Source organism: Polyangium jinanense (assembly GCF_028435365.1).
In genome coordinates this window covers 81866-106096 of the sequence record NZ_JAGTJJ010000016.1, presented here as the reverse complement: position 1 = coordinate 106096, position 24231 = coordinate 81866, and the positions used below count along the sequence as shown (strand labels likewise).

The 24231-nt window shown below is 68.4% G+C and carries 19 protein-coding genes; 7 read left to right on the top strand and 12 right to left on the bottom strand.

The features are described from left to right. Positions 1 to 31: 31 nt before the first annotated feature. Positions 32 to 1981, bottom strand: a complete 1950-nt coding sequence (locus KEG57_RS25220) for a serine/threonine protein kinase (RefSeq protein ID WP_272425566.1) — start codon at positions 1979 to 1981, stop codon at positions 32 to 34. Between the two features lie 108 nt (positions 1982 to 2089). Next, positions 2090 to 2413 carry a thioredoxin gene (trxA, locus tag KEG57_RS25215; protein WP_272425565.1) on the bottom strand — a complete coding sequence of 108 codons (324 nt, stop codon included), beginning with the start codon at positions 2411 to 2413 and terminating at the stop codon, positions 2090 to 2092. 172 nt (positions 2414 to 2585) lie between these two features. On the opposite strand from trxA, the gene KEG57_RS25210 reads away from it, so the two are divergent. Continuing rightward, a complete protein-coding gene (locus KEG57_RS25210; protein WP_272425564.1) occupies positions 2586 to 3308 on the top strand; it encodes a polyprenol monophosphomannose synthase in 723 nt (240 codons plus the stop codon). Between the two features lie 2 nt (positions 3309 to 3310). Here the strand turns inward: KEG57_RS25210 and KEG57_RS25205 are convergent, their stop codons facing one another. Beyond that, a complete protein-coding gene (locus tag KEG57_RS25205) occupies positions 3311 to 6004 on the bottom strand; it encodes a DUF2169 family type VI secretion system accessory protein (protein WP_272458847.1) in 2694 nt (897 codons plus the stop codon). A gap of 51 nt (positions 6005 to 6055) precedes the next feature. On the opposite strand from KEG57_RS25205, the gene KEG57_RS25200 reads away from it, so the two are divergent. Further along, on the top strand, positions 6056 to 6628 hold the full coding sequence (locus KEG57_RS25200) for a hypothetical protein (RefSeq protein WP_272425562.1): 573 nt from the start codon (positions 6056 to 6058) through the stop codon (positions 6626 to 6628). Positions 6629 to 6738: 110 nt separating this feature from the next. On the opposite strand, the gene KEG57_RS25195 is transcribed toward KEG57_RS25200, so the two are convergent. The 4 genes from KEG57_RS25195 to KEG57_RS25180 all read right to left on the bottom strand — a co-directional run bounded on the left by KEG57_RS25195 (position 6739) and on the right by KEG57_RS25180 (position 11780). Beyond that, positions 6739 to 7893, bottom strand: a complete 1155-nt coding sequence (locus tag KEG57_RS25195) for a peptidase MA family metallohydrolase (protein WP_272425561.1) — start codon at positions 7891 to 7893, stop codon at positions 6739 to 6741. After that, positions 7890 to 8669 (bottom strand): hypothetical protein, encoded by a 780-nt coding sequence (locus KEG57_RS25190; protein ID WP_272425560.1) that lies wholly within the window; start codon positions 8667 to 8669, stop codon positions 7890 to 7892. Before KEG57_RS25190 ends, KEG57_RS25195 begins: the two co-directional genes overlap by 4 nt. A 68-nt stretch (positions 8670 to 8737) precedes the next feature. After that, positions 8738 to 9874, bottom strand: a complete 1137-nt coding sequence (locus tag KEG57_RS25185) for a hypothetical protein (protein WP_272425559.1) — start codon at positions 9872 to 9874, stop codon at positions 8738 to 8740. 121 nt (positions 9875 to 9995) lie between these two features. Beyond that, the gene (locus KEG57_RS25180; protein ID WP_272425558.1) at positions 9996 to 11780 is read right to left on the bottom strand and encodes a PE-PGRS family protein; all 1785 of its coding nucleotides are present in this window, start codon (positions 11778 to 11780) and stop codon (positions 9996 to 9998) included. 266 nt (positions 11781 to 12046) lie between these two features. Between KEG57_RS25180 and KEG57_RS25175 the strand changes: the two genes are divergently transcribed. Continuing rightward, a complete protein-coding gene (locus KEG57_RS25175; protein ID WP_272425557.1) occupies positions 12047 to 13180 on the top strand; it encodes a vWA domain-containing protein in 1134 nt (377 codons plus the stop codon). Positions 13181 to 13210: 30 nt separating this feature from the next. On the opposite strand, the gene KEG57_RS25170 is transcribed toward KEG57_RS25175, so the two are convergent. The 4 genes from KEG57_RS25170 to KEG57_RS25155 are packed head-to-tail and all read right to left on the bottom strand — an operon-like array spanning position 13211 to position 18627. Continuing rightward, on the bottom strand, positions 13211 to 14116 hold the full coding sequence (locus KEG57_RS25170; protein ID WP_272425556.1) for a PAS domain-containing protein: 906 nt from the start codon (positions 14114 to 14116) through the stop codon (positions 13211 to 13213). A 34-nt stretch (positions 14117 to 14150) separates the two neighbouring features. After that, a complete protein-coding gene (locus tag KEG57_RS25165) occupies positions 14151 to 15617 on the bottom strand; it encodes an HAD-IG family 5'-nucleotidase (RefSeq protein ID WP_272425555.1) in 1467 nt (488 codons plus the stop codon). A 33-nt stretch (positions 15618 to 15650) separates the two neighbouring features. Next, a complete protein-coding gene (locus KEG57_RS25160) occupies positions 15651 to 17633 on the bottom strand; it encodes an alpha/beta hydrolase family protein (RefSeq protein WP_272425554.1) in 1983 nt (660 codons plus the stop codon). A gap of 49 nt (positions 17634 to 17682) precedes the next feature. Then, positions 17683 to 18627, bottom strand: a complete 945-nt coding sequence (locus tag KEG57_RS25155; protein ID WP_272425553.1) for an MBL fold metallo-hydrolase — start codon at positions 18625 to 18627, stop codon at positions 17683 to 17685. Positions 18628 to 19052: 425 nt separating this feature from the next. Here KEG57_RS25155 and KEG57_RS25150 point away from each other — a divergent pair, with 425 nt between their 5' ends. Then, a complete protein-coding gene (locus tag KEG57_RS25150) occupies positions 19053 to 20288 on the top strand; it encodes a hypothetical protein (RefSeq protein WP_272425552.1) in 1236 nt (411 codons plus the stop codon). A gap of 105 nt (positions 20289 to 20393) precedes the next feature. Here KEG57_RS25150 and KEG57_RS25145 read toward each other — a convergent pair whose 3' ends face one another. Further along, the gene (locus tag KEG57_RS25145) at positions 20394 to 21218 is read right to left on the bottom strand and encodes a hypothetical protein (RefSeq protein WP_272425551.1); all 825 of its coding nucleotides are present in this window, start codon (positions 21216 to 21218) and stop codon (positions 20394 to 20396) included. Positions 21219 to 21425: 207 nt separating this feature from the next. Between KEG57_RS25145 and KEG57_RS25140 the strand changes: the two genes are divergently transcribed. From KEG57_RS25140 to KEG57_RS25130, 3 genes are all read left to right on the top strand, one after another. Continuing rightward, positions 21426 to 22097, top strand: coding sequence for a hypothetical protein (locus KEG57_RS25140; protein WP_272425550.1), 672 nt, complete (start codon positions 21426 to 21428; stop codon positions 22095 to 22097). Positions 22098 to 22294: 197 nt separating this feature from the next. Then, positions 22295 to 22852: a hypothetical protein gene (locus KEG57_RS25135; protein WP_272458846.1), complete on the top strand. Its 558-nt coding sequence runs from the start codon at positions 22295 to 22297 to the stop codon at positions 22850 to 22852. A 296-nt stretch (positions 22853 to 23148) separates the two neighbouring features. Beyond that, entirely contained in the window at positions 23149 to 23853 is a 705-nt protein-coding gene (locus KEG57_RS25130; RefSeq protein WP_272425548.1) for a hypothetical protein, read from the top strand. Positions 23854 to 24231: the final 378 nt, after the last annotated feature.

Genomic DNA, 24231 nt, shown 5'->3' with positions numbered 1-24231 from the left:
AGAGGCTCGCCTTTCCGGCGACCGCCTCCGCTCAGCCCCCCGCGTAGCAGCAGAACGCCGATCCATCCTCGGCGACCACGAGGATCCGCGGCGCGCGGGGCCAGACCAGCAAAAGCCCGCTCGTGACCGACGGATCGAGCGGGACGCGGATCCACCCGCCCTCCTGCCGTTGGAGCAGGCGCGCGTCCGCGCCCACGGCCCACGCGCCGCCCGTCAAAGGATCGACCGCGACACCCACGAGATCCCGCGTCGTCTGCACGCTCTCGAGCGTCGCCACCGCGCCGCCGTGCCCAGGCTCGACGCGGAGCGCATGTCCCCCGCTGCCCACCGCGTACGCGACGCCGCCCGGTCCCGCCGAGACCGCGTAGAGGTGCCCCGTGCGCCCCCACGGCACGTCACGCGCGCCGCGCTCGCTGATCTCCACGAGCGTGCCTTGCATGCCGACCGCGATCACGTGTCCGCTGCTCGTGCGCGTCACGCCCGCGAAGCGCGCGTTGTCCGGCGCGGCGAGCGTCGCCTTCGCGCCTTCGTTCGGCAAGAAGAGCACCACGCCGCCCGGTCGCGAGGCGCGCTCGCCGACGAGCACGATCCCCCGATCGTCCGCGTGCGCCGCGAGCAGCGTGAGATCGTGCTCCGGGAGCGGGATCCGCCGCAGCCCGCTGCGCGGCGAGAGGGCCGCGCAGAGCCCGGTATCCCCGAAGAGAAGAAGCTCGCCCGAGGGAAGCCGCGACAGACCTCGCACGGCCCGCACGTCGAGCCCCGCGGGCAGCGGCGCCAAAGACCACGCGCCGTGCGCGAGCCGATAGAGGCCCCGCGTGCCGAGCGCCACGATCGCGCGGCCGTCCTCGACGACCATCGCCGCGCGCAGCCGCTCGCCCGCGATCGCGGGGCCGAGCATCTCCCACGCGGGCATCGGCGCGGCGACGGGCGCGGCCGAGGGCGGCGGCACGGGCATCGCGGCGGCGAGGCGCGCGCCCTCGGTGGATCGCGGGAAGACCGAGTCGAAGCTCACGGGCTCGTCCGGCGCGCTCCCGCCGCTCGCGGTCGGCCGTACCGCTTCGCGCAGGAGCGGCTCGAGCGCGAGCCAGAGCTCCCGGATCGATCCATGCCGTTGGTTCGGATTCGTGCTCGTCGCGCGGCCGATCTCGCGGTCGAGCGCGACCACGAGATCCGGCCGATCCCGCAGCTCCGCCGGGAGCGTCGCGCGCACGCGGCCGAGCTGCGGCCGGTCGCCCGTCACGAGGCGCAGGATCGCCTTCGGCTTCGGCTCGCCCGACTTCGGCGCGAACGCCGCGGTCCCGCAGAGAAGTTCGTACAACACGGCCGCGAACGAGTACACGTCCGCTTCGGGCCCGAACGGCCCCTGCACCTGGCCGAAGCTCTCGGGCGCGCCGTAGAGAAAGTTCGGCGGATCCATCGGATCCTGGGGACCGAGATGCGTGACGAACCCGTCCGTGATGCGGGCCGTCTCCTGGCCGCGCTCCTGCGCGATGAGCACGTGCGAGGGCTTCAGATCCCGATGCACACAGCCCGCCTCGTGCGAGGCGAAGAGCCCCCGGGCCACGTGCCCCATGATGCGCCGCGCGCGTGCCGCGGGCAGCCCGAAGCCGCCGTGCGCGGCGATCACCCGCGCGAGGTTTTGCCCCGGCAGGTACTCGCGGATGAGGCACGGCAGCGCGCCGCGTGGGCTTTCGATCGTGCCGTGATCGAGCACGTGCGCGAGCCCGCGACGATCCGTGAGCGACGCGAGAGCGCGGTGGAGGAAGGTCGCCTCGCGGGCGAACCGCGTGAGCGACGCCGCTCCATCCACGAGCTCGGGCCGAAACACCTTCACGGCGACGGGCGCGCCGAGGTGCTCGCTCGTGGTCTTGAAGACCCAGCCGGATCGACCTTCGCCGACGAGCTCGCCGATCTCGTAACGGACGCCCTGGGCGCCATGAAGCACCCGGCCGATCAGGCTTTGTCGGAGTTCGGCGTCCACGAGAGCCAAGCTCTACGAGGAAAATGGAGCCGCGAAAAGACGCGAGCGCGAACCCCTCGTGCTCCGAGGGGCCGCGCTCGTACGTTCGTCAGGTTTCGGTGGCTCGTCTTACACGCCGAGGAGCGCGACGAGCTTCTCCTTGCTCGTCAGCCCCGCGTGCGAGCCCGCCTTCGCGCCGCCTTTGAAGACGATCACCGTGGGCACGCTGCGGACGCCGTAGTTCGCCGTGACCTTCGGGTTCTCGTCGATGTCGAGCTTCCCGACCTTCACCTTGCCCTGGTACTCGTCGGCGAGCTTGTCGACGATGGGGGCGAGCGCCTTGCAGGGGCCGCACCAGGTGGCGGTGAAATCCACGAGCACCGGGACGTCGGACTTCAGGACCTCGGACTCGAAATTCGCTTCAGTGAAGGTGTGGACGTTCTTGCTAGCCATGGTGCCTCGTTACTCCGCCGGGCCGTTGGCGCCTGTCGCCGGTACCCGCACGATCCGGTAGGGCAACGAAACGTAACTTCGAGATTTGGAGCCGACAAGGCTTCCTGCTGACGCTCCCTTTCTGCTACATGACCCCACGCCTCTCCGTGCGTCGGGGAGCACACGAGCTCGAATGGCCCCGCGGATTCTCGTCGTCACGCCGACCTACAACGAGCGTGACAACCTCCCGCGCTTCGTGCGCTCCGTGCTCGAGGTCGTCCCCGAAGCGCACGTTCTCGTCGTGGACGACGCCTCGCCCGATGGTACGGGCGCCGTCGCCGACACGCTCGCCGCCGAGGACCCGCGCACGACCGTGCTGCATCGTCCGGGCAAGCTCGGGCTCGGGACGGCCTACGTGGACGGCTTTCGGCGCGCGCTCGAGCTCGGCTACGACGTCGTCGTCGAGATGGACGCGGACCTCTCGCACGATCCGAAGTACCTGCCCGCGTTTCTCCGGGCGATCGAGGAGGGCGCGGACGTCGTGCTCGGCTCGCGCAACGTGCCCGGCGGCGGCGTCGTCGGCTGGGGGCCAGGGCGGCACGTGCTCTCGAAGGGTGGCTCGCTCTACGCGCGGAGCATCCTCGGCGTGCCGATCCGCGACCTGACCACGGGCTTCAAGGCGTTTACACGTCGCGCATTGCTCGCGATCGACATCGAGACGCTGCGCTCGAACGGCTACTCGTTTCAGATCGAAACGACGTACCGCGCGCTGCGGAAAAACCTGCGCGTGACCGAAGTGCCGATCGTGTTCGTCGATCGGCGCGCGGGTCACTCCAAGATGAGCCGCAGCATCTTCGCCGAGGCCGTCGTGGAGGTCTGGCGGCTGCGCTTCGACGCGATGACCGGCAAGCTCTGACGTCAGCGCATGAAGCCGCGTCGTTGCAAGCTGACGACGCGGCCCAAGGCGACGACCTTGAGCGCGGCCGGATGGTTCTCGTACTCGTCCTGCTGCATGTGCGCCTCGGCCACGATGCGCGCCTTGAAGCGCTGGAACATCGGTAGCTTCTTCGTGAGGCTCTCGGGCAGGTACGCGGGCATCGCCGACGGCGAGCCCGGGGGCACGAGGACGCTGCGGATCCAGGGCTCGCCGAAGACCGTGCGTTTCTGATAGTGCCGCTGCTCGAGCAGCATCCGCTCGGTGTGCGAGTCGAGGTAGCTCGGCGGCAGCATGCGGTTGCCTTGCGCGAAGGCGTCCTTCACCTGCTGCGTGAGCCGCTCGGCGACGCCGCTCGAGGAGGACAGCCACGGCGTCTTCAAGAGCTCGTTCACCGTGTCGACGGTCTCCTTGAGCTTCTTGTCGCCCGCGATGAGCGGCGAGACGGCGGTGACCGTGGCCTTGAGCGTCTCGAGCTCGTCGAAGGGGAAGGTGAGCTCGGCCGAGACGAGCACGAGCGGCGGCGTGAAGGTGCCGTCGTCGGCGACGGCGTCGGCGATGGCCTCCTGGATGCCCTCGGCGTCGGTCGTCACGCCCCGCGTGAGCACGGCGAAGACGTCCTTGCGATCACGGACGTCGGGCGGCTCTTCGGGCGGCGGCTCGTCGTCGAAGTCGAGGTCGCGCGGCTCGGGTTTCTTGTCGAGCAGGAGCTTCCAGTTCGGGTGCTCGCGCATCTTCGGCGCGGCCTTCGGGTCGTACCAGATGAGGTCGACGACGTCGCGCACGGGGCCGCGATGCGTGTACGGGCGCGGTGAGACGGCCGGCGAGGGCGAGGGAGAGCTGTCGCTCGGCGTGGACCACTGGCCCGCGGCGGCGGCCGCATTCGAGGCCGCGGCGGCGCCGACAGTCGCGGCGTTCGCGACGGCGACGGGCGGCGGGGGTGTGGCCTGCGAGGCGCTGGAGAACGCGGCGACGGCGGCCGCACCGGCGAGGCCCGCGGCGGCCATCGCGGTCGCCGTCGGGGTGATCGGGCTCGGCGGGGACAAACTCGCGGCCATGCTGCCGACGGTCGGCGTCGAGATGTTCTCGCCTCCGCCTGGGCGCGCGGACGGGTTTGCCCAGGGGCTGTCGAGCGGCGAGGGGTTCGGCGAGGGAGCGGCCTGCGGGACACGCGCGGGCGGAGGCGGCGGCGGCACGGACGGCTGCGCGGCGGGCGGCGTGAACGGCGTCGCGGGCGGCGGCTGGGACGGCGTGGCGGCGGGCGCGAACGGCGTCGCGTTCGGCACGGCCGGCGAGGGGACGCTCGCAGGCGACTTGCGCGCGGCCGAGAGCCACGGCGGCGCGGCGTCTCCGGGCTGCGGACGATCGGCCGGCGGATGCTGCGGCGTGCTCGCGGCGGGCGCCACGTTCTTCGGCGTGATGAACGGCAGGCCGCCCGCGGGCGCGACGCGGGGCTGCGGCAACGCGTTGTCCGCGCGCGGCGCGCTCATCTGGCTGAGCGCGGAGACCGCAGGCGACGGCGACGGTGGTTTGGCCGGGATGTCGCCCGCCACGTCGGGCCGCAGGAACGGCACGGTCGCCGGTCGATGCGGTTTGCCCGGGGGCGGCGTCGGGCGCGCGGGCGCTTCCGACGGCGTCTCCGGGAGCTGCTCGCTCGCCTGCCCGCTCGCCACGAGCAGACGCTCAACATCGGCCCACGTGAGCCGCTGCCCCGGCTCCTCCATCGCGACCACCACGCGCCCGAGCCCGTGTGGTCTGTCGAGACCGATCTGCCCGCGCCACGTCAGCGTGCATTGCGCCCGGTCCGTGTCGATCCAGAGCGTGTCGCACTTCATCGTGAGGTCCTGCGGGTTTCCGCCCGGCCGGACCACGAAGGCGCGTGGATGCAGCCCCGGCAAGCTCGTCACCATCCGCGGGTGCTGCGGGTGCAGGTTCTCGAGCACGATGCGCTCGTTGTCGCGCAGCTCGTCGAGCTGCTGATCGCGCGGGGCGCAGTCGAAGTACGCGGGATCGATGTCGTCGGGCACCGGCTGCTCGCGGACGATCTGCTGCGAGAACGACGACGCGTGCGCGCCGAGCGCCTCCATCCGGCCCGGCCACGTCGGCGCGATCGGGCCGTACCCGATCGGGGGGATCACGTCCGCGCGGCTCTGCACGAGCAGCCCCGGCGGCTGCAAGTTCGGCACGGGGGAGACGCCGTACGCGTCCGGCTGTGCGTCGGGCCGGATGCCCACCGGGTTCAGCGTGTCTGGACCCCCCGTCGCGCGTTCGTAGCGCAGCGGCACCTTCGTCACGCGGTTCGTCTCGCGCACCGCGCCGTCCGGGCCGAACACGCGCTCGCCGAAGGCCTCGATCGATTTGTCGATCCCGCCGACGACGAGGCGCGTGAGGATCGACCGGGACGCTTCGCCGCGCGGGGCGAACGCGTTGCCCACGAGCACGACGTCGGCGCGCACCTTGAACGGAACGAGATCACTCGGCGAGTACACGCTGCGCGCGGGATCGTCGTTCCAGTGGTTGTCGTCCTCGTTCGGATCGTCCTGGTTCGCGGCGAGGCGCGACTGAACGGGCGCGAGGTCGTACGTGGCCTTGCAGACGACCGTGAGGACCCACCCGCCGCGTCGTGGCTGCCAGAGCAGCGACGCGACCCGGAAGGGACAAACCGTGACGACCTCCATGGCGGAGTGATACTAATCGACCGTCGCGAAAGCGGATACGGGGGTTCTGGCATGACGGCGATGATCTCGACGCGGCCGTGGTTTTTGGCGTGTCTCCTGTCGCTTTTTACGGTCGCGTGTGGGCCGCCGTGGACCGTGGTGGCGAAGGCCGTGCCGAATCCGTTCGTGAACCAGCGAAGCTTCGCCGTGGAGCCCGTGCACTTCGAGGGGGTCCGGATCGGCGAAAAGAGCGAGGCGGAGTACCAGGCGTCGAAGGACGCGGAGCAGCAGTCGAGCTGGGACGAGGACAAGCGGGCGTTCGCCAGCGAATTCGGCCGGGAGCTCACCGAGGAGCTGCCCGAGGTCCAGTTCGTGTCCGTGCCCGCGCCGAGCCCGTTCGTGGTGCGGCCCGTGGTCACCTTCATCGAGCCGGGTTTTTACGCCTACGTCGCGGCGCGGCCCTCGGAGGTGCGGATGACGCTGGAGATCTGGGGCCCAGGGCCGCAACGGCTCGACGTGCTCGAGTTCCGCGCCGTCGTGCCCGCCACGATGACGAACCCTTCGAGCGGTGGGCGTCTACGCAGCGCCGGCGAGGTGCTGGGCGCGCAGGTGGCGGAATACCTGCGGACGCGCGTCTTCCCCTAGTCCCGAGGGGGACGCCTCGCGTCCCCCTCTCGACCGGGCAAAGCCCGGCCGATTCACCCCCCGAGGCGATCTCGCTTCGCGATCTCGCAGAGCGCCGATCGGCGCTCTCCCTAATGCAGCGTGTACCAGTCGCCGTCGTGCTCCACCTTGGGCACCTCGGCCTCCGGCGGGAACGCCTTGCCGATGTCCTCGCGCTCGCGCTCCGCGTCGATGTTGTCGATGCGCTCGATGAGGAGCGGCGCGGGTGCGGGCCGCGGGCGTGGGCGCGGGGGCGAAAGGGGCGCGGGCTCGATCGCGAGGGGCCGCGGCTCGTTGCGGGGCGCGGGCGTCGCTGCCGCGCGGCGACGCTCGACCACGCGCCGCGCGAAGAGGACCAGCACGCCGAGCGTCCAGACGCCGATCCCCGCGAGGAACACGGGCAAAAAGCCGTACCGCCGCGCGAGATCCTGCCGCCACGCGAGCTCGATCTGCGCGAGGGGCGCTTCCTGCGCGGCCGCGAGCGCCTGCTCGAACGGCTCGCCGCTCCGGGCCCGTTCGAGCGCGCCCACGAACGCCGCCCGGTGAGGTTTGTCCGTCAGGAACCGCGCCAGATCCGCGGCCTGCGCATACGCGAGCGACGTCTCCGGCGCGTCGGCCGGCAGGCCTCCTTCGAGCGCCGCGATCCCGTGCAGGCGCCGTTGCAGCGTGGCGAGGAGGAGCGACTGCGCGCGGATCGCCGAGGCCTCGCCGGCCACGTGCGCGGCGAAGCCCTCGTGCAGCCAGAGCGGCGCGGGCTTGTGGTCGAGCGCCTCGTCGAGCGCCACGTGCGCGAGCGCGTGCGGCAGGGCCACGCCGAGATCCGTTGGCTCGAGGGATCGATGCGAGCCGAGGCTCGTCACCACGAGCCCCTGCTTCGAGAAGGCGAGCGCCGGCGCATACCCGGGCACGTCCTCCATCGGGCCGAGCGAGCGCACTTCTTCGGGCACCGCGGCCACGCGAATCTCCACCGCGCCGAGGACCTCGCGGCCGAGCAGCTCGCTCATGGTTTTTCGCGCCCGAAGCACCGCAGGAATCGCGGCGCGCACGCGCTCGTGCGCGGACGGGTGGTAGGCGAACGTGAGGCCTGCTTCCTGGAGCTCCAGGTATCCCGTGGGGCGCGCGGGAACGGCCGCGCGTGGATCGGTCACGACCGGCGCGTCCTGCGGGCGCGGCGCGGCGAACGCGTTCGGGGCGACGAGCCACGACGCGACCGGCACGAGCGCGAGCGCCGAGGACCACACCCTCACGGTGCGACCTGCCCTCTCAGCCGGACCATGCCCGTCGAGTCTTCCGTCACCTTCGACGTGATCAGCACCGCGGCGCCCGCGGCCACGATCGCGCCGACCGGCCCCCAGAACCAGGCCGACTTGTAGAACGGCTTCGGCGTCGGCTCCTCCGGCTTCGCCGGGGCCTTCGTGCTGGTTTGCTTCGGCGCGAGCGGCGCCGGAGCCGCGGCTTGCGGCACGATCACGAGCTTGCGCAACGTCGCCGCGGCGCCCGGCCACGTGTAGCGAATCTCCCCGGCCTCGCTTCGTTCGATCGTCGGCCCGAGCTCGATCGACTCGTAACGCGCCGTTCCCACGCGGAGCACCCGCGCGACCGGGCGATCTCCGGCCATCGACACGGCGACCACGATCTCGGCCTTTTGCTCCGCTCCGAGCGAGGCGAGCAGCCTCCGGCTCGGAGCGTCGTCGTTCGTCGTGAGCGCGCTCCGCACCTCGGCGAGCTCGCGCTCCTTGGCGGGCGCATCCGCCGCGACGGCCTCGCCGGCGAGCACGCGCGCCGCCCGATCATCGAGGCTCGGCCGGAGCGCCTCGTCCCGGTAGATCTCGCGCGCGAGCGGCTTTGCCGCCGCCTCCACGCCGCTCCCGATCGCCACGACGACCGCCCCGCGGCCTGCGGGCGCCGTCGCCGTCGTCGCCCCCGACCCTCGCGCCTCGGGCTCGGCCGCCATGCTGACGCCCGCGGAGCCGAGCCACGTCCCGCACCCGGCGAGGGTAAGGGCGAGCACACGAGAACGCATGTGCGGATTTTACGGAGTACCTATCGCCCCGTCAAAGTGTTTTTCGGTGAGCACGGGGCCCATTCTGCTCACAGCTCGCGCTCGTAGACGCGATATTTCTTGTAAATGCGCCCGCCCATCAGCCGGATACCGGCATTGATGGCCGCGTTGTCTTCCAGCGTCCACGAGAGCTCGCCGCGCTCGAGGCCGAGCAGGTGCGCTGCGCGGTTCATGGCGACGTAGAGGAACGCGGAGAGCCCCGCGTACTTGCGCACGTGCCGGTACTTCTTCTTGATGCCGAGGATGATGAGCCGCGCGCTCTTCGGCCCCTTCACGCGCAGCCGATAAAGGAGCTTCGCCACGTTGAACGGGAAGAGTTTTCCGTCGAAATCGTGGATCACCTCGTTGAGGTTCGGTAGCGCGAGCGCCACCGCGGCCGGCTCGCCGTCGATCGAGACGAGGTAGGTGATCTCGGGGAACAGGATGAGCTTCATGTCGGCCGCCATCTTGGCGAGCTCGCGCTCCGAGAGCGGCACGAAGCCCCAGTTGTCGCTCCACGCATCATTGAAGATGTCCATGAGGACGCGGACCTCTTCGCCGAAACGCTTCGGGTCCAAGTGGCGGGCCGTCACCTCGGGCATCTTGAGGATCTCGTCGTACGCCTTCTGCGCACGCGTCGGCACCGAGCCGACGTCGTACGACCACGCATAGAAATCCTTGAGCTTCTTCAGGCCTGCCTGCTCGATGAGCCCGCCCTGGTAGGGCCGGTGATGGGGCATCATGATCATCGGCGGCGTATCGAAGCCCTCGACGAGGCAGCCGAGCTCCTCGTTGATGTTGAGCGAGATCGGCCCGCGGAGGAGCTTCATCCCCCGCGCGCGGTTCCAGTCCGCGGCCTTTTCGAGCAGGGCCCGCGCGACCTCCGGGTCGTCCATCGTATCGAGGAACCCGAAGAACCCGGCCGCGTCCTTGTGCCGCTCGAGGTGCGTGTGGTCGATCTGGGCCGTGATACGCCCGACACGGCGCCCGTCCCGGTAGGCGACGAACGCTTGCGCGTCGCCGTGATCGAAGAACGGGTTTTTCTTCCGGTCGAGCCGGTCCTCGACCTCCATGTCGAGGGGACGCACCCAGACGGGATCGTCCGCGTAGATGTCCCGCGCGACGTCCAAGAAATCCCGCCGCCGCTTCTTGTCCTTCTCGCCGAGCTCGACGATCTCGATGGCCATTGCCCGCCGTCCGTACCGTTCAGAGGCCGGCGACGCAAGAGGAAACGAGAGCGTACCAACGAAATGGGGCGGACCGCGTACGGACCGCCCCATTTCGTTGCCTCACGCGAGGCGCGTGGCTTCAGTTGATCTGGATGTTCAGGCCCGACGTGCCGTTCTGGCCCTTGCCGCCCACGCCGCCCTCGGGGTTCGTCCCGCCGTTCGCGCCGAGGCCGACCGCGCCCGTCGAGCAGCTATTGCCTTCGTACGTGAACGTGACGCCGCTGGCGCGGGCGAGGCACGCGCTCGGGCCGCCGCCGCCGCCGCCGCCCGGGCCGCCCGCGCTGCCCTTGCCGCCGTTGCCGCCCTTGCCGCCGGCGCCGCTGTCGTCGCTGTTGCCGCCGCCGTTCCCTCCGATGCCGCCCGTCTGTCCGAGCGCGCCATTGCCGCCGAGCCCGCCATTGCCGCCGGCGCCCGTCTGGATCTCGTTCTTGGACACCACGACCTTGCCGGAGGCGGCGAACACGCCGAAGCTGCCGCCGCCGCCCTTGCCGCCCTTGCCGCCGTTGCCGCCCTTGCCGCCGCAGCCGCCGCTCCCGCCGCCGCCGCCCTTGTCCCATTCGCCGAAGCAGAGCCCGTCGCCCTTGCCGCCGCCGCCGCCGCCGCCGCCGCCGCCGCCCTTGGCCGTCTGGGCGTTTGCTCCGTCGGTGCCGTGGGCCGGCACATAGAGACTGGCCATCACGCTGCCGAGTGAATTGCCACCCAGGCCGGCCGCGCCTTGCGAGGAGGGGTCGCCATTCTGACCGGTCCCACCGGTGGGCCCTGCGCCGCCGATGCCGGGCGTGCAGCTGTTCGCCGACGAACCTTGCCCGCCCGGCGCGCCGCCGTTCCCGGGCGAGCCATTCTGCCCCGCGGACGAATTCGCGCCGCCGTCGCCGCCCTTTCCGCCGGGCGCGTCGCAGACCTGCGCCGCGCCGCCGAAGCCGGAGTTGTTGTTCTCCGCTGCCCCGTTCGTCCCATTGATTCCGTTCGGCGCCTGCGACTGCGCGTGCGCCGTTCCGTTCGCCCCGACGTCGCCGCTGTTGGCGTTGCCGATCACCATCTTGTTGTACCGCACATAAAGCTGCCCGACGCCGCCGCCGAGCCGCACGCCGTACGTGCTCTCGCTCGCGCCCTGCGGCGTCGCGGCCTCGATCGAGATTCCCTCGATGTGCGTATCCTTGTCGATTTGCGGCGCGTAAAACACCGTGCCCACGGCCTTCACCGTGGTCGTCACCGCGGACGTCCTCCGGAAACGGAAATCGGCGTTGTTATGATCGAATCCGCCGTAAATGCTGATTCCCGAGACCACGGTCACGGCCTCGTTGTAAATCTCGCCCGAGAGGCAGACCGACGGCACTCCCTTGGCCTGCGCCTGCTGGATCGCCGCGGCGATCGTCTGCATCGGCTCTTGCCGCGTGCCCGCATTCGCGTCGCTGCCCGCGCCCACCGAAACGTAGATGCATTGCTCCGCGACGCCGTCCGTACCGTCGCAGTTGTCGTCCTTGTATTGGTCGTCGATCGGGTCGCTGTCGGCGCTCACCAGCGTGCACTGGTATTCGCAGCCGCACTGCTCGCCGGTGAGCGGGTTTCCGTCGATGTCCCAGGTGCCTGTGGGGCAGCCCATGGAGCATGGATCGACCATCCCCCCGCCCGTCCCGCCGCCGCCGGTCCCGCCGCCTTCGCCGCCTGCGCCGCCCATCCCCCCGGAGCCGCCTGCGCCGGCCTCGCCACCCGCGCCGCCCGAGCCGCTCGACGCGCTCGCGCTCGAGCTCGATCCCGAGCCGCCGCCCGCGCCGCCCGCGCCGGCCTCGCCGCCCGAGCCGCCGGAGCCGCCCGAGTTGCCGGAGCCGCCGGTGCCGCCGGTGATGGTGCCTCCGGACGTCACGGACCCGCCTTCGGCGCAGCCCGTGATTGAAACCGCCCCTACCAACCCGATCAAACCCAGTGTCGTACCAAGATGAAGACGCGCGCGCATGCGTGGATCTTTCGCTCCCGCGCCATCGGTTGGCAAGGAATTTCTTTTCTTTTGACGAACACCGTACAGCCCGAATGTGATCGTCCGACCCGGGTCGTCCGGGCGTGTCGGAATGCGAGCGCGGGCGACGCCCGGCCAGGTTGACGCCTCTCCCCCCGATCGTGCACCATCGAGGCATGAACCGTATCCACGCCGCTTTGCTTCTTCTATCGGCATGCGCCCTCGGCGTAGCCTGTGCGCCCGACTCGAACCTGCCTCCTGGGAGCAATCCCAGCGGCGCCGGCGCTGGCAACGCTGGCGGCGCGGGTGGCATGGGCGGCATGGGCTCGGGCGGGGATATCTTCGTCGGGGGCAACGGCAGCAGTAGCTCGAGCGGCGTCGTGGATCCCGGATGCGGCCTCATCACCGAACAAGGAAAGTCCGTGCCGCTCTCGCTCTACATCGCGTTCGACAAGTCGAGCTCGATGGTGGGAACGAAGTGGAACAGCGGCGAGGCGGGGCTCGCGGCGTTCGTCAACGATCCGACGTCGGCCGGCACCTCGGTCGCGCTCAATTTTTTCCCCCTGCCGGCCGAGTCCACATGTGATCAGATGCTCTACAAGCCGCCCGTCGTGCCCTTCGGCGAGCTGCCGGCGAACGCCGAGCCGATCATTCAGGCCATCGCCGCCGAGGACCCGAACGGCTTCAAGACCCCGATCTACCCCGCGCTCGGCGGCGCCATCCTCGCCTGCGCCGACGCATTGCAGCAAAAGCCGGGCACGGGTTGCGCCGTGCTCCTCGTCACGGACGGCGCGCCCGTCGGGCCCGCGCCCGTGTGCAGCGGCGTCAATCCGGAGGACCCGCAGGTCATCGCGAACCTCGCGGCGACGGGCCTCTCGCAATTCAAGGTCCGCACGTTCGTGATTGGCCTCCAGGGCGTCCCGCAGGACACGGCGAACCTGATCGCGGCCGCGGGCGGCACCGATTCGGCCATCCTCGTCGGCAGCGTGAACGTCCAGGTCGAGTTCCAGAATGCGCTCGCGAAGGCCCGCGGAAAGGCGCTACCTTGCGATTACGAGATTCCGACGAAGGTCTCCGGCGGCGAAGTCGATCCTGGCTTCGTGAACGTGCTCTTCACGCCGTCGAGCGGCGGCGAGCCGGAGACGATCCTCCAGGACAAGGATTGCACGAACGGCCTCGGCTGGTATTACGACAATCCCGTCGTCCCCTCGAAGATCTCGTTTTGCCCGACTACCTGCGACGCCGTCCGCAAGGATTTCGGCGCGAAGGTGCAGATCGCCCTCGGCTGCAAGACCGAGGTGGCCAAGTAAAACCCGAAGCGCGCGCGGCCTCGAAAAACGCTAGCGCTGCGCGCGCTTCGACGCCCAGCGGATTCCCGATTGCAAATCCGCCTTCGTCACGAACGTGCTCATGTCCACGCCGAGCTCCACGAGCGCCTGCGCCACGGCCGGCTGCATGCCCGTGAGCGCCACCTCCGCGCCGAGCAGCCGCACGGCTTGGGCCACGCGCAATAGCCCGTCAGCGACCTCGTTGTCGACCGACGGCACGCCCGTCACGTCGAGAATCACGTGCTCCGCGGCGCGCTCCGTCACGGCCTGGAGCAAGGTCTCGGTGACGAGCGTCGCCCGTTCGGCCGTCAGCGTCCCGACGAGCGGCATGGCGAGCGCGTTTCTCGTGAGCGGGATGATCGGCGCCCCGAGCTGACGTAGTGACTCGCGTTGCGCGTCGATAACCTGCTGCTGCATCGCACAGCGCTCGTCCTGCTCGCGGATCCGTTCCGTGATGTCCTCGGTCACGCCTGCGAGGCGGTAGGGCTTGCCGTTCGCGTCGTGATAGGCGTACCCGGTGCCCCGCACCCAGCGCAGCTCCCCGTCGGGACGGACGACGCGGTGCTCGACGCGATACGAAGGCTCCCTCTCCGTGAACACGCGCGCCACGGCCGCCTGGACGACATGCTGGTCGTCCGGATGCACGCGCGCCATGAAATCGGTCATGTTGCTCCCGAACGTCTCGCGCGTCAGGCCGTAGATCGCGAGGACGGTGTCGGTCCACGTGATGACGTCGCGCGGGATGTCCCAGGTCCACACGCCGATCCCCGCGCTCGACAGCGCGTCGTAAATCCAGGGGGATTGCTTCGCGCGCTCCGCTTCCTCGGCCGCGAGCTGGGCTTCGAGCTCCGCGATGCGTTGTTTGGCTCGGGCGAGCTCGCTCGCGAGCTCGCTCGGGGAGTCGTTTTTCTGGGTCATGTCCCGGACACTGTCCCGCCAAGGGACGAACCGGTCAAGGCCCTGGATTCGGGCTCGGCGCTTCTCCGGAGGGATCGTGCGGCAGGCTTCCGCGGCGGGAACGGAAGTACGAATACGGGGTGTAGCGTAGGAAATTCGACACGCGCGACGTGTAGATATCCGCCGAACGCTCGATCTGCCGCGCCAGGTGGCTCTTGTCGTTGCCCGTGCGCAGGAGCAGGCCCCAGCGCGGGTTTGACACTTCAGCGGCGGCCTTGGCGAGTGGGGCGATTCGATCGTCGAGCCCGGCCAGCGCTACTTTGATGGCGCCAAGCCGCGCGAGGACCTCGTCGCACGACGGCGCGTCCTCGGGCAAACCATACCCTTCCTTGTGCCGCTGTGCAAGGAGCCGGAGCTGGCAGGAGGCGAGTTCGAGCGCCTCTTTTTCCTCCATCAGGGCGCCGAGCCGCGCCTCGTCCACGCGCGACGCGTACGCCGCCCGCACCTCTTCTTCGAGCTCCCACAGGATGAGCGCCGTTCGCCAGCGCAGGACGCTCTTCGACACCCGGACGTCGCCCCAGATGTGGTCGCCCACGTAAAGGATCTCGTCGCCCGAGATCCCGAGAGAACGCTCCACCTGCGTCGCGTCACCGCCGAGGTACGATCCGCCCTCTTTGAGCGGCCCGATCCAGGGCCGGAGCAGCCCGTCCTCGCTCACGACCTCGAAGAGCGGCGATTTCTGCATGAAGAAATCGGGCTTCCGCGCCTGCACGATCACCACGTCGAAGAGATCACGCCACCGCATTCCGTTCGGCAGGAAACGCTCGAATGCATAACGCATCATCGCGTCCGTGTATCCCCACTCCGAGTTCGTGATGAGCAAAAGCTTCTTGCCCGCCCGCTGCTGGTCGAGCAGCGCGAGCGGCGCCTCCGGGTCGAGCACAACGAATCGATCCGGATCCGCGATGATCTCGGCCTTCAGGCGGCCCTCCATGTGCGCCTCGTCGAGGCCGCTCTTCACGAGCCGGTACAGCTGCTCGTAGCCCGTCCCCGGCATCCTTCCGGCGTCCGCGAGGTCGACGAGCTGCGCGTACATGCACGCCTCGGAGAGCGAGAAGAGCGTGTTCAGAAAGACGAACCGTGGCTCGGCGAGGTCGATGATCGTCCGCGCGTATGCCGCGCGCATCGGCTCGAAATCGAGCATCGACGTCCCGTGCATCGCACGTTTTACGTACCCGAAGCGGTTCACCTTGAGCAGGTTGCCGAGCTCGGTGTCGATGATGAGCCCGCGGATCACGAGCTCCGGGTCGAAGCGCAGATCCTCGACCGGATAGCCGCGCGCGAGCAATCGCGTCCGGAGGTGCTCGTACGCCAGGCGCTCCCACTCGCTCACCTGGTAATGGATGAGCGTGTAGTCCATGTCGTAGCCGATCGCCTTGATCGACCGCATGTTCATGGTCCGGTTGCAAAAGATGCCCCGCTCGCGCAGCGGCTTGCCCGGCAGACCGTCGAAATGCGACATTCCTCGAACTCTCCTCGGCCCTGCAATTCGTGTTCAATAGGGCGGTTTCGCCGTCGCGTACGGCTCGGCGAGCCCCGTCTGGAAAAACTCCACGTACTGCGCCTGTCCCTCCGGCGAGAAGATGAGCTCGCCGTGCACGGCGAGCTTCGTCCCCTCGATCCGGTCGAACTGCGACATCACCAGCGTCGAGCCCGTTTCGCCGTTGCCCGAAAGCGGCCCCTCCGCGGCTTCGATTCCGCTCACCGGGCGGATGGCATTCATGAGCGTCATGCCCGACGCGCGTGCGAGCGCTTCGCTGGTCGAGTTCGGGACGATGGTGTCGTTCATGACCACCTGCAAGAGCACGTCGCGCGGCTTTGATTCGGGTGCGCCGGGCAGACGTTCGCCCGACGCGAACCGAGCGTAGTTGATCGGATCGCCCGGGTCTACGATCGCCTGCGTCACGGCGAAGAACCGGGCGAGCGCGCCGTCCGGCGTCTTGGGTGGACGCATCGCGTCGACGAGCAGGCCGAACGTGCCGGAGTCGCGGAGCAGCATCATGAGTCCGTCGCCGCCCACGTTCCAGACGGCTTGCCGGATCTCGGGCGCGAGCGCGAGGATCGTCGGCCCCTGCACGGACCCGAACGAATGGCCGATGTAGAGGATACGCGAGGTATCGAGGTCGGGCTCGCCGTCCGGGGCGCCTGCGGGCAAGAGGTCGAGGGATCCGAGCGTATCGATGAGCCGCACGAGCTCGAGCTGATCCGAGGCCATTTGCCGGAAGTTGTCTCGCGCCTTGCCGATGTCGAAGTCGCCCGTCGCGCTGTCGACGCCGAAGAATCCGAACGCGGCGAGCAGGGCATTCTGGTCCGGCTTTTTCGCGCGCGAGCCGTGCTCGGGCGCGTCGATCCCGAAGACGGCCGCGCCGTTCGGGTGAATCGCCGCGAGCCTCTGGGCCGTGCCCCACGTGCCGTCCTTGTCGCCGCCGAGCCCGTGCCCGTAAATCACCACCGGCCTTTTCCCGCTCACCTCGGCCTTCGAGAACGCCAGGAACACGTCGAGCCCGACCTTTTTGTTGGCGACCGGCGTCCCTCCCTCGAACGACCATTTCCCCGTCTCGCCGCGGTACTCGGGCGCCTCGTACACGCCGCGGAATCGCACGCGCCCACCCGGCTCGGCCGGCGTCTCGACCTCGAACGGCGTGAGCAGCGCGGGCGGCGGCGCTTTTCGCGCGGCGACGCCCATCGCCTCGATTCCAGCGCGCACCGTGGCCGTGGTGAAGGCCGTGGCGAGCACGATGTCGTCGGCGCGGAAAATGCCGCTCGGCTCGACGTCGGCGATCGCCTTGCGCACCTCGTCGCCGTATTCGCCCTCGGCGCCGCCTTCGAGAAGTGCCTGCATGTCCGGCGATCGCCGCACGGGGGCGCCGTCGTCCCCGCGAAGCACGTTCGTCGCGACGAACAGGTACCGCGTCCCGGGCCGGAGCGGCACGGCGGGCTCTGCGACCAAGGTGAAATCGTCCGGGTAAAACCCGTCGTCGGGCTGCGGGAACCAGCGGGGAATCAGCCCCACGGGTGTTCCGTGCTCGGGCGAGTCCGGGTCCACGTCGACGAGGTAGAGCGGCGCGCCGGGTTTTTTGTATTCTTCCGCGTCGAGGATGGGCCCGACGAGCGGCGGCTCCGCGTACGGCGCGAGCACGAGCGAACGCGCGTCGATGGGGCCGCTGAAATTCACCACGACGCCGCCCATCGTGGAGAAGCCGTCCATTTCGTTCAGCAGATCGATCGTGCCCTGGTAGCTCGTGATCAGCGGATCGGCCGCTGTCTCGGGCCCGATGTGCACGCGCCGGCCCGTGGCCGCGGCCGTGTCGGCCGTCGTGTATCGATCGGACGGATAGGGCGAGAGGGCGGTCTCGGCGGCCTTGCCGTAGAGCGCGACGACGCCGGTTTCCGGCGGCACGGGCAGCTCCGCGGGGTCGCTGCAGGCGGCGAGGAGCAGGGCGGCGAGGGGAAGGGGGAAGGCAAGAGCGCGGCGCACGCAGGCAGCATACCGAGAGATGCGCCGCGCCTCTAGATCCTTGATCGCTTCAGGGCATCTTGCAGGCCATGAAGTAATTCGTGATGCCGAACGAGAGCAGGCCCTCGCCGCCCCAGGTGGGGTAAGCCGCCTCGAGCTGCGCCACGGCCTCGTCGGCGGTCGCCGCGGCTTCGAGGATGGGCTTTGCGTCGTTCAGGTACTTCTTGTCCTCGTCGATCACCGTGGCCGTGGCCTTCTCGCCGTGGCCCGGATAGAACGTCGTGAAGCCCTTCGTGGCGAGGGCGTCGAGGTTCTTGATCCAGCCGTCGAAGTTGCACTCGGCGAGCCAGAGGTGCTCCTTGTTGTAGATGAGATCGCCCGCGAAAAAGGCCTTCTGCTCGTTCAGCGCGAGCCCCGCGGCTTCCACGCTCTCGCCCGCGTCGCCGATCTCGACGACGTCGAGCGTATGCCCGTCGACGGTGATCGTGGTCTCCGCGAGCGCGGTGAACGTCACGACCTTGTCGGGCACCTGGCCGGGGAAGTTCTGCTGGGCGAACGCGAGCGTGCCGTCCTTTTTCGCGTCGTAATCGGCGAGGACCGCGGCCGTCGTCACGAACTTCGCGTCCGGGAACGCGGAGCGAATGACCTCCATCCCGAGGTAATGGTCGGGGTGGGCGTGCGTGAGGAAGACGGCCTTGAGCTTCTTGTTCGTGCCCTTGACGAGCTCGACGACCTTCTCTGCCTCCGCGGTGAAGAACTGACCATCGACGAGGACGACCTCGGTCGGGCCCACGATGAGGTGCGAATCGACGCCGAATCCATCGGGCGAGATGTGCGTCTGCACCTCGATCTCCGAGCCGCCGCCGGCGCCGCCGCTGCCGCCGGCGCCGCCGCTGCCGCCCGAGCCCGACGAAGAGGAAGACGTCGAATTGTTGTTATTGTTCGTATCGTCGCCGCAAGCCACGACCGCGAGCGCCGCGCCGAGGCCGAGCGCGAGCCAAAGACCCTGCTTCATGGTGAATTCGCTCCTTGCGAAGGATGAAAGCAACGCGAAGCTAAGGGGTGGGCGCACGACTGTCAAACGCGGAATGTATTGGCGTGAGCGATGTCACCCATGCAGGAGGTGAATATGGAAAGCCGGGCTCGCCACCGCCGCCGCACAGGGGGCCAAGACCGATCGCTCGAAGCGCGCCGGAGCTGCTTTGCGCGGTTGCAGGCCTGTCCAGGCGCTGCGATTGCTTTTTCGATACTTCCCCGAGGGGAGCCGCCGCTGGCAGTTGACGTGTGCGCTGGTTCGAATGACGCTTCCATCGGCGCAGGGTCTCTGCCCTGTCGTTGTGCGCTCGACAGCGGCCCGCGCCAGGTTGGAGGTGGGCCATGAGATGGTGCTCGTCTGTTTCCCGCTCGTCGCGACTCCTGTTGACGCTCCTTCCGCTGAGCGTGCTGCTCGTATCTGGCTATTGCCTTGCGGCGCGGCCGGAGGATTACACTCCTTCGATCGTCTTCGCGCTGCGGCATTCGGTAACGCAAGTGAATATTTTCGGCGGACCCAAAGAGAACGTGTCGTCCCTCTTTGGGGGCGATCGAGGTGCGCGCTCGGGAGAAGGATATTCCTGGTATTCTTTCAGGGACAGGCCGAGCGACCAGCCTAGCGGTTTCAAACTGCCTCCGGGTGTCGTCTTCGGACTCACGCACTCGGCGCACATGAATCCCAGCGCAGTCACTGTGTTCGGCAAAAATCCGTACAGGGACCGCGAGGCGCCTGCAGGGTTCACCAGGGAGTTCGGCGGCGATCTGGAGGCGCCGGCAGGTCAGGGGTACTACTGGTACGAGTCGACCGGGAAGGACTTCTCCGACTGGAGCAATCTCCAAAAGCTCCTGCCTCGGTGGACCGTCGTGGGGCTCAAGCATACTCAAAATCAACCATGGAAGAAGCTCACCTGGGACAACAAGACGTACGACCCCGCGATGCTGAGCGAGGCGCCACCTCTTGGGTTCTCACGTCAATGCGGCGGAGATCTCGGCGCGTCCGGCGGCCATGGGTTCTGCTGGTACGAAAAGATGACCGGAGTGGATTTCGTCTCCGAGCGCTCCTGTGGTAGCCTCGGACAAGGGCCGTGCTTGGAGGCAGGTCCCGTCACGTGCAGATGGGGCCATTGCCGTCAGGATCATACCCTGACCTGCAAACCCGGGCTGGACCTGTACAACAAGAGCACGTGTGTCCCCAGGTGGATCGACGTCCTGGACGTCTGGGGAGAGGGGCGCATTGTTACGAGTGGCCTCGTGACGGGCTTCGACGAGGCTTACAACATCAACTGGTTCAACAAGACAATTTCCAATGGCCCCGCCCGGGGCGAGAACATCCCGCGGCTGCTGCCCATCGAGGACTATGACCGGCCGCGCTTTCTAGTGTTCAATGACAGCGTGAAATACATCACTGTGATGGGGGCCCCCATTACGGCCGCTACTGCCGAGGAAATGTATCGCGTCATCGACAAGTCGCGAGGGATGGTCATCCTGTATGATCCCTGTCCCGTAGCCAGGAAGAACTTCGAGGACCATATGGGCCGCATGCGCCGGAAGAACGTGGATATCAGCGAGTTGTCTCCGTTCAACCAGATCAGGATCGACGGCGATGTCTACGTCTATGACTTTTCCGGGCATGAAGACCTGTGAGCCCGGAGTCGCACTCGTCAACCACGCCGAATCCGTCGGGCGGGATGTGCGCCTGAGCGATGCGAGATGGATGTTTCGGGGCCGGGTTGCTCTTCGGCGAATGCGTCAGCCGTTCGTGGGGTCGCCACCGCCCGGCGGCGGCTCCTCGGCTGCGCCCTCGCTCCTCGCCTTTCGGGCCGCACGCCCGGCCGTGACGAGCGACGGATACGGCGCCGCGCCGCCTTCCTTCCGTCGGATCCACGCGGCCGTGGTCGTCACCTCTCCATAAAGGCCGAGGAGCAGCGCAAAGGCGCGCTGGACCCGCTCGGCCCAGAGCGCTTGCTCCGTGCTGCGGGAGGCCGAAAGCTCCTCCAGGATCCGGTGGGACAGCTCGTCCGCGCGCGCGGCGTCGTCGGCGGTGTAGTGGACCTTGTCGTTTTCGAGCTGCTTCTTTTCGGCGCGGTAGATCCTGGCGAGCCGGGCGAGGTCCTGGGCGAGGTCGCGGTATCCCGTGCCGACGCGAATATCGGCGATCTCGCGGCCGGTGGGCGTGGCAGGGTCGAAATGGTAATCGCCGACCTTGAGCATACGCGTCTTGAGCGTGGTGGCGTCGTCCACGAGCGCGACGGGGAGCTTGGCCTCGGTGCCCTGGGCATGGGCGGAGAGGAGCGAGGTGGCCGCATACCAGGCCGCGAGGGCAGCGGCTTCGAGGTCGTCCAAGGCGGCGATGTCGAAGAGCTCCTTGGGCAGGAGCTCGAATCGGGCGCGCGCCTCCGGCGCGGTGAGCTCGCGGGCAATGCCGAGCGCGACGATGGCCGCGGCGTCGACGCTGGTATTCGGTGATTGGAGGCTGTCTCTGGGGATCTGTTCGAAGCGTGGGAGGAGTTTTTCGAATGCGGCCTTGGCGGCGTCGTGGTCGACCGGGGGTTTCTTCTTTTGGGGAGGGCTCATGGGCGGGACGCTACCATGAGGACGGGCGGATGGTAAACGGGGCAAGAAAGCGACCCCACGTGGCGAGCCCACGCCCCTCTTGTGGGCTGGTGACAAGTCTGTACACTGCCAAACATGAGCTCGACGGCAACGGGGCTTACGGCATCCTTGGGGCTCGCCCTCGGCTTGGGCTTTGTCTTCACGCCGCTCGGCTGTGGGAGCAGCCCCATGGGAAACCCGCGGCCCAGCTTTCACGGTTCGCACGATGGCCCGTCGGTCCCTGCTGCGACTGTCGCACAGCTCGAGGACTGCGCCGAGCATGGCGCAGCTCGCCTGAGGGACACGCACTACGCCATTATGTTCGACGTCGACGTGACGGCGGACGGTCAGGTCGACAAGGCCACGGTCCGGGAGTCGATGATCGGCGATCGGGAGATCGTGTCGTGCATGGAGGATGCGCTCCACGGCATGTCGTTGCCTGGGGTCGTCGCCTCCCTGCGTTCCTCGGGGCCGGTCTACGGCGACAGCGTCTCCCCGGAGGGACGGGCTCCCATGGGCCACCCCGCGGCCGCGGCCGCGGCGGCCGGCGCCGCCGTGAACCTGATCCCGATCGTGCTCATCGCCGGGGGGGTGACCATCCTCGTGGCCGTCACGGCGCATGTCGCGGAGGAGGTGGTCGAGGAGGTGGGCGAGGCGATCGAGGCGGCCCGTCGGCGGCGTGCGGTGGAGCAGATGTGTGCAACCGAACTTGAGAGGTGCCTGTCATACCGGCCGCAACCGGACTGGAATCAGGAGGATTTTGCTAGTCATAAGCACTGCAATTTTTGTTATTCGGAGTGCAAGAAGAAGGGGGAGTGGCCCGACTACAAGTGTCCGCGTCCTGGGTATCGCCCGAATTGAGTCCCATGCAGTATTCGGAGTGAGGCGTCATGCAATCTTCCCACGAAAATTGTCAGCTTTGCTGGTCCTGCCGAAAGCGGGAGGCGACACATTCGTACGCGGATGCAGGACGCATGCTCCGCGTGTGTGCTACCTGCTTCGACCGGCTGGAGGTGCAAGAGGCATTTGAATACAAATGCCTCGACATCAATAAATTCATGAACGACGAGCGATACGACGAAGCGCTCGCATGCCTGGATGCGTTCGAGCAAGAAAACCGTCATCGTGATCACGATGGTTGGCTGGCCCGAAGCGTCGCGTCGGAGCGCGAGTTCATCCTCTACGAAGCGGGCAGGTACGAGGAAGCGCTGCAAGCCTGCGAAGCCGTGGCGCGATTGGGGTTCGAGAACGTCACGGATCGATGGTCCAACGGCAGCGCAAAGGCGCTCAACTTGCAAGCGCTCGGAAGGCATCGGGAAGCCCTGGAGACCTTCGAGGAGGCATTCAGCCATCAGGATCCGAGATACGCATCGGCCATTCCATATTACTTGCCCACGCTGGTCGAGCTTTCGGAGAACGTGGGGCAGCCGGTCGATGAGAAATGGCGGCGCGTCGCAGAGGCGGGGGCGGAGGACTTTGCCGTCGAGATGCCCGTCCGGGACTCGCTCGGAGAAAGCATGCGCGCGCTCGCGGAAATGACCCGAGGGATGCCGTCGAAGAGGGAGAGGGAGTGGAAAGCAACCCACGGCGGCGGAGCTGGCACGGACGCAACGTGAGTCGACCGCCCGGAGGCTCCCGCGAGCCCGCGGCGGTCGTCGTGCGACCTCCGGACGGCTCGGCCGAGCCGCGGAGCGGTCGGTAGGCGACCCCCATTGAGATGAAGCCAACCTTCGGAGGTCGGGAGGTGACCGCCGAGAGGCTCGCGGGAGCCGGGAGGAGGTCGGTGGGTGACCCCATTTGAGATGAAGCCAACCTTCGGAGGTCGGTAGGTGACCGACGGGAGGCTCGCGGGAGCCCGCGCCGCTCTGGTCGCATGGGTGCAAGGCGCGTATGCTGTCAAACGGGGGACTTGATGACAACGAAGCTTGCGGCATCCTTGGCGCTCGCTCTCGGCCTGGGCCTCGTCTTCACGCAAGTCGGCTGTGGGAGCGGCCCCATGGGGAACCCGCGGCCCAGCCTTCACGCCTCGGCCGACGGCCCGTCGGTCCCTGCGGCGACCGTCGCGCAGCTCAGGGACTGCGCTGAGCATGGCGCCGCTCGCCTGACGGATACGCACTACGCCATCGTGTTCGATGTCGACGTGACGGCGGACGGTCAGGTGGACAAGGCCAAGATCCGGGAGTCGTTGATCAACGACCGGGAGATCATCTCGTGCATGGTGGATGCGCTCCATGGCATGTCGTTGCCCGGGGTCATCGCGACGCTGCGACCCTCGGGGCCGATCTCCGGCGGGAGGGTATCCCCGGAGGGACGCGATCCCATGGGGCACCCTGCGGCCGTGGTGGCCGGCGCCGTCGTGAACCTGGTCCCGATCGTGCTTGTCGCCGGCGGGGTCACCATCCCCGTGGCCGTCACCGTGCACGTCGTGAGCGAGATTCCCACGTCTACACGGGATACAACCGACGAGGAGCGCGAGAAGAAGCGCTGCAAGAAGGTAAAGCAAGAATGCATCGAATATTGCAGCGACACCACGCTGCCCACACCCGACTTTGGATGGAAGTTCCAGAAGTGCAAAAATGATTGTCTCGAAAGGCAAGGTTGCCCTCGGGATTCTTGATCTCAGACAGGAGCCAAAGGCATGGACCGAGATACGGCCAAGCAGATCATTGCCCGAATGGAGACCTGTATCGCCTTGCTAAGCGAAGTGGTTCAGATCGCGCATACGAATTGCGGCAAACAAGAAGACAGGGTCGTGCGCCGCGGCGTCGGGCATGTACTTTCGGAGATACAGGACAGGCTCACGGACCCGATCTATCGGGAGTACCCGGATCTCCTTCCTCGAGGCGTAGACTATGCGCCCCTCGCGGGACCAACGTTGAGCGAACTCGCTGCCAAGCTCGGGGCGACGGGCGCTACAGATTGAGAGGGAGCCAGCCAAATCCGCCGTGGGCCTTCGTAGGCCTTTCGTCGGGCCGGTCGAGACAGGACCAACCGA

What these genes read in the sequence shown, in the direction of transcription:
- trxA (WP_272425565.1), bottom strand. Translation starts at nt 2,413, where the DNA reads ATGGCTAGCAAGAACGTCCACACCTTCACTGAAGCGAATTTCGAGTCC.
- KEG57_RS25210 (WP_272425564.1), top strand. Translation starts at nt 2,586, where the DNA reads ATGGCCCCGCGGATTCTCGTCGTCACGCCGACCTACAACGAGCGTGAC.
- KEG57_RS25205 (WP_272458847.1), bottom strand. Translation starts at nt 6,004, where the DNA reads ATGGAGGTCGTCACGGTTTGTCCCTTCCGGGTCGCGTCGCTGCTCTGG.
- KEG57_RS25200 (WP_272425562.1), top strand. Translation starts at nt 6,056, where the DNA reads ATGACGGCGATGATCTCGACGCGGCCGTGGTTTTTGGCGTGTCTCCTG.
- KEG57_RS25190 (WP_272425560.1), bottom strand. Translation starts at nt 8,669, where the DNA reads ATGCGTTCTCGTGTGCTCGCCCTTACCCTCGCCGGGTGCGGGACGTGG.
- KEG57_RS25185 (WP_272425559.1), bottom strand. Translation starts at nt 9,874, where the DNA reads ATGGCCATCGAGATCGTCGAGCTCGGCGAGAAGGACAAGAAGCGGCGG.
- KEG57_RS25175 (WP_272425557.1), top strand. Translation starts at nt 12,047, where the DNA reads ATGAACCGTATCCACGCCGCTTTGCTTCTTCTATCGGCATGCGCCCTC.
- KEG57_RS25170 (WP_272425556.1), bottom strand. Translation starts at nt 14,116, where the DNA reads ATGACCCAGAAAAACGACTCCCCGAGCGAGCTCGCGAGCGAGCTCGCC.
- KEG57_RS25165 (WP_272425555.1), bottom strand. Translation starts at nt 15,617, where the DNA reads ATGTCGCATTTCGACGGTCTGCCGGGCAAGCCGCTGCGCGAGCGGGGC.
- KEG57_RS25155 (WP_272425553.1), bottom strand. Translation starts at nt 18,627, where the DNA reads ATGAAGCAGGGTCTTTGGCTCGCGCTCGGCCTCGGCGCGGCGCTCGCG.
- KEG57_RS25145 (WP_272425551.1), bottom strand. Translation starts at nt 21,218, where the DNA reads ATGAGCCCTCCCCAAAAGAAGAAACCCCCGGTCGACCACGACGCCGCC.
- KEG57_RS25140 (WP_272425550.1), top strand. Translation starts at nt 21,426, where the DNA reads ATGGGAAACCCGCGGCCCAGCTTTCACGGTTCGCACGATGGCCCGTCG.
- KEG57_RS25135 (WP_272458846.1), top strand. Translation starts at nt 22,295, where the DNA reads ATGAACGACGAGCGATACGACGAAGCGCTCGCATGCCTGGATGCGTTC.
- KEG57_RS25130 (WP_272425548.1), top strand. Translation starts at nt 23,149, where the DNA reads ATGACAACGAAGCTTGCGGCATCCTTGGCGCTCGCTCTCGGCCTGGGC.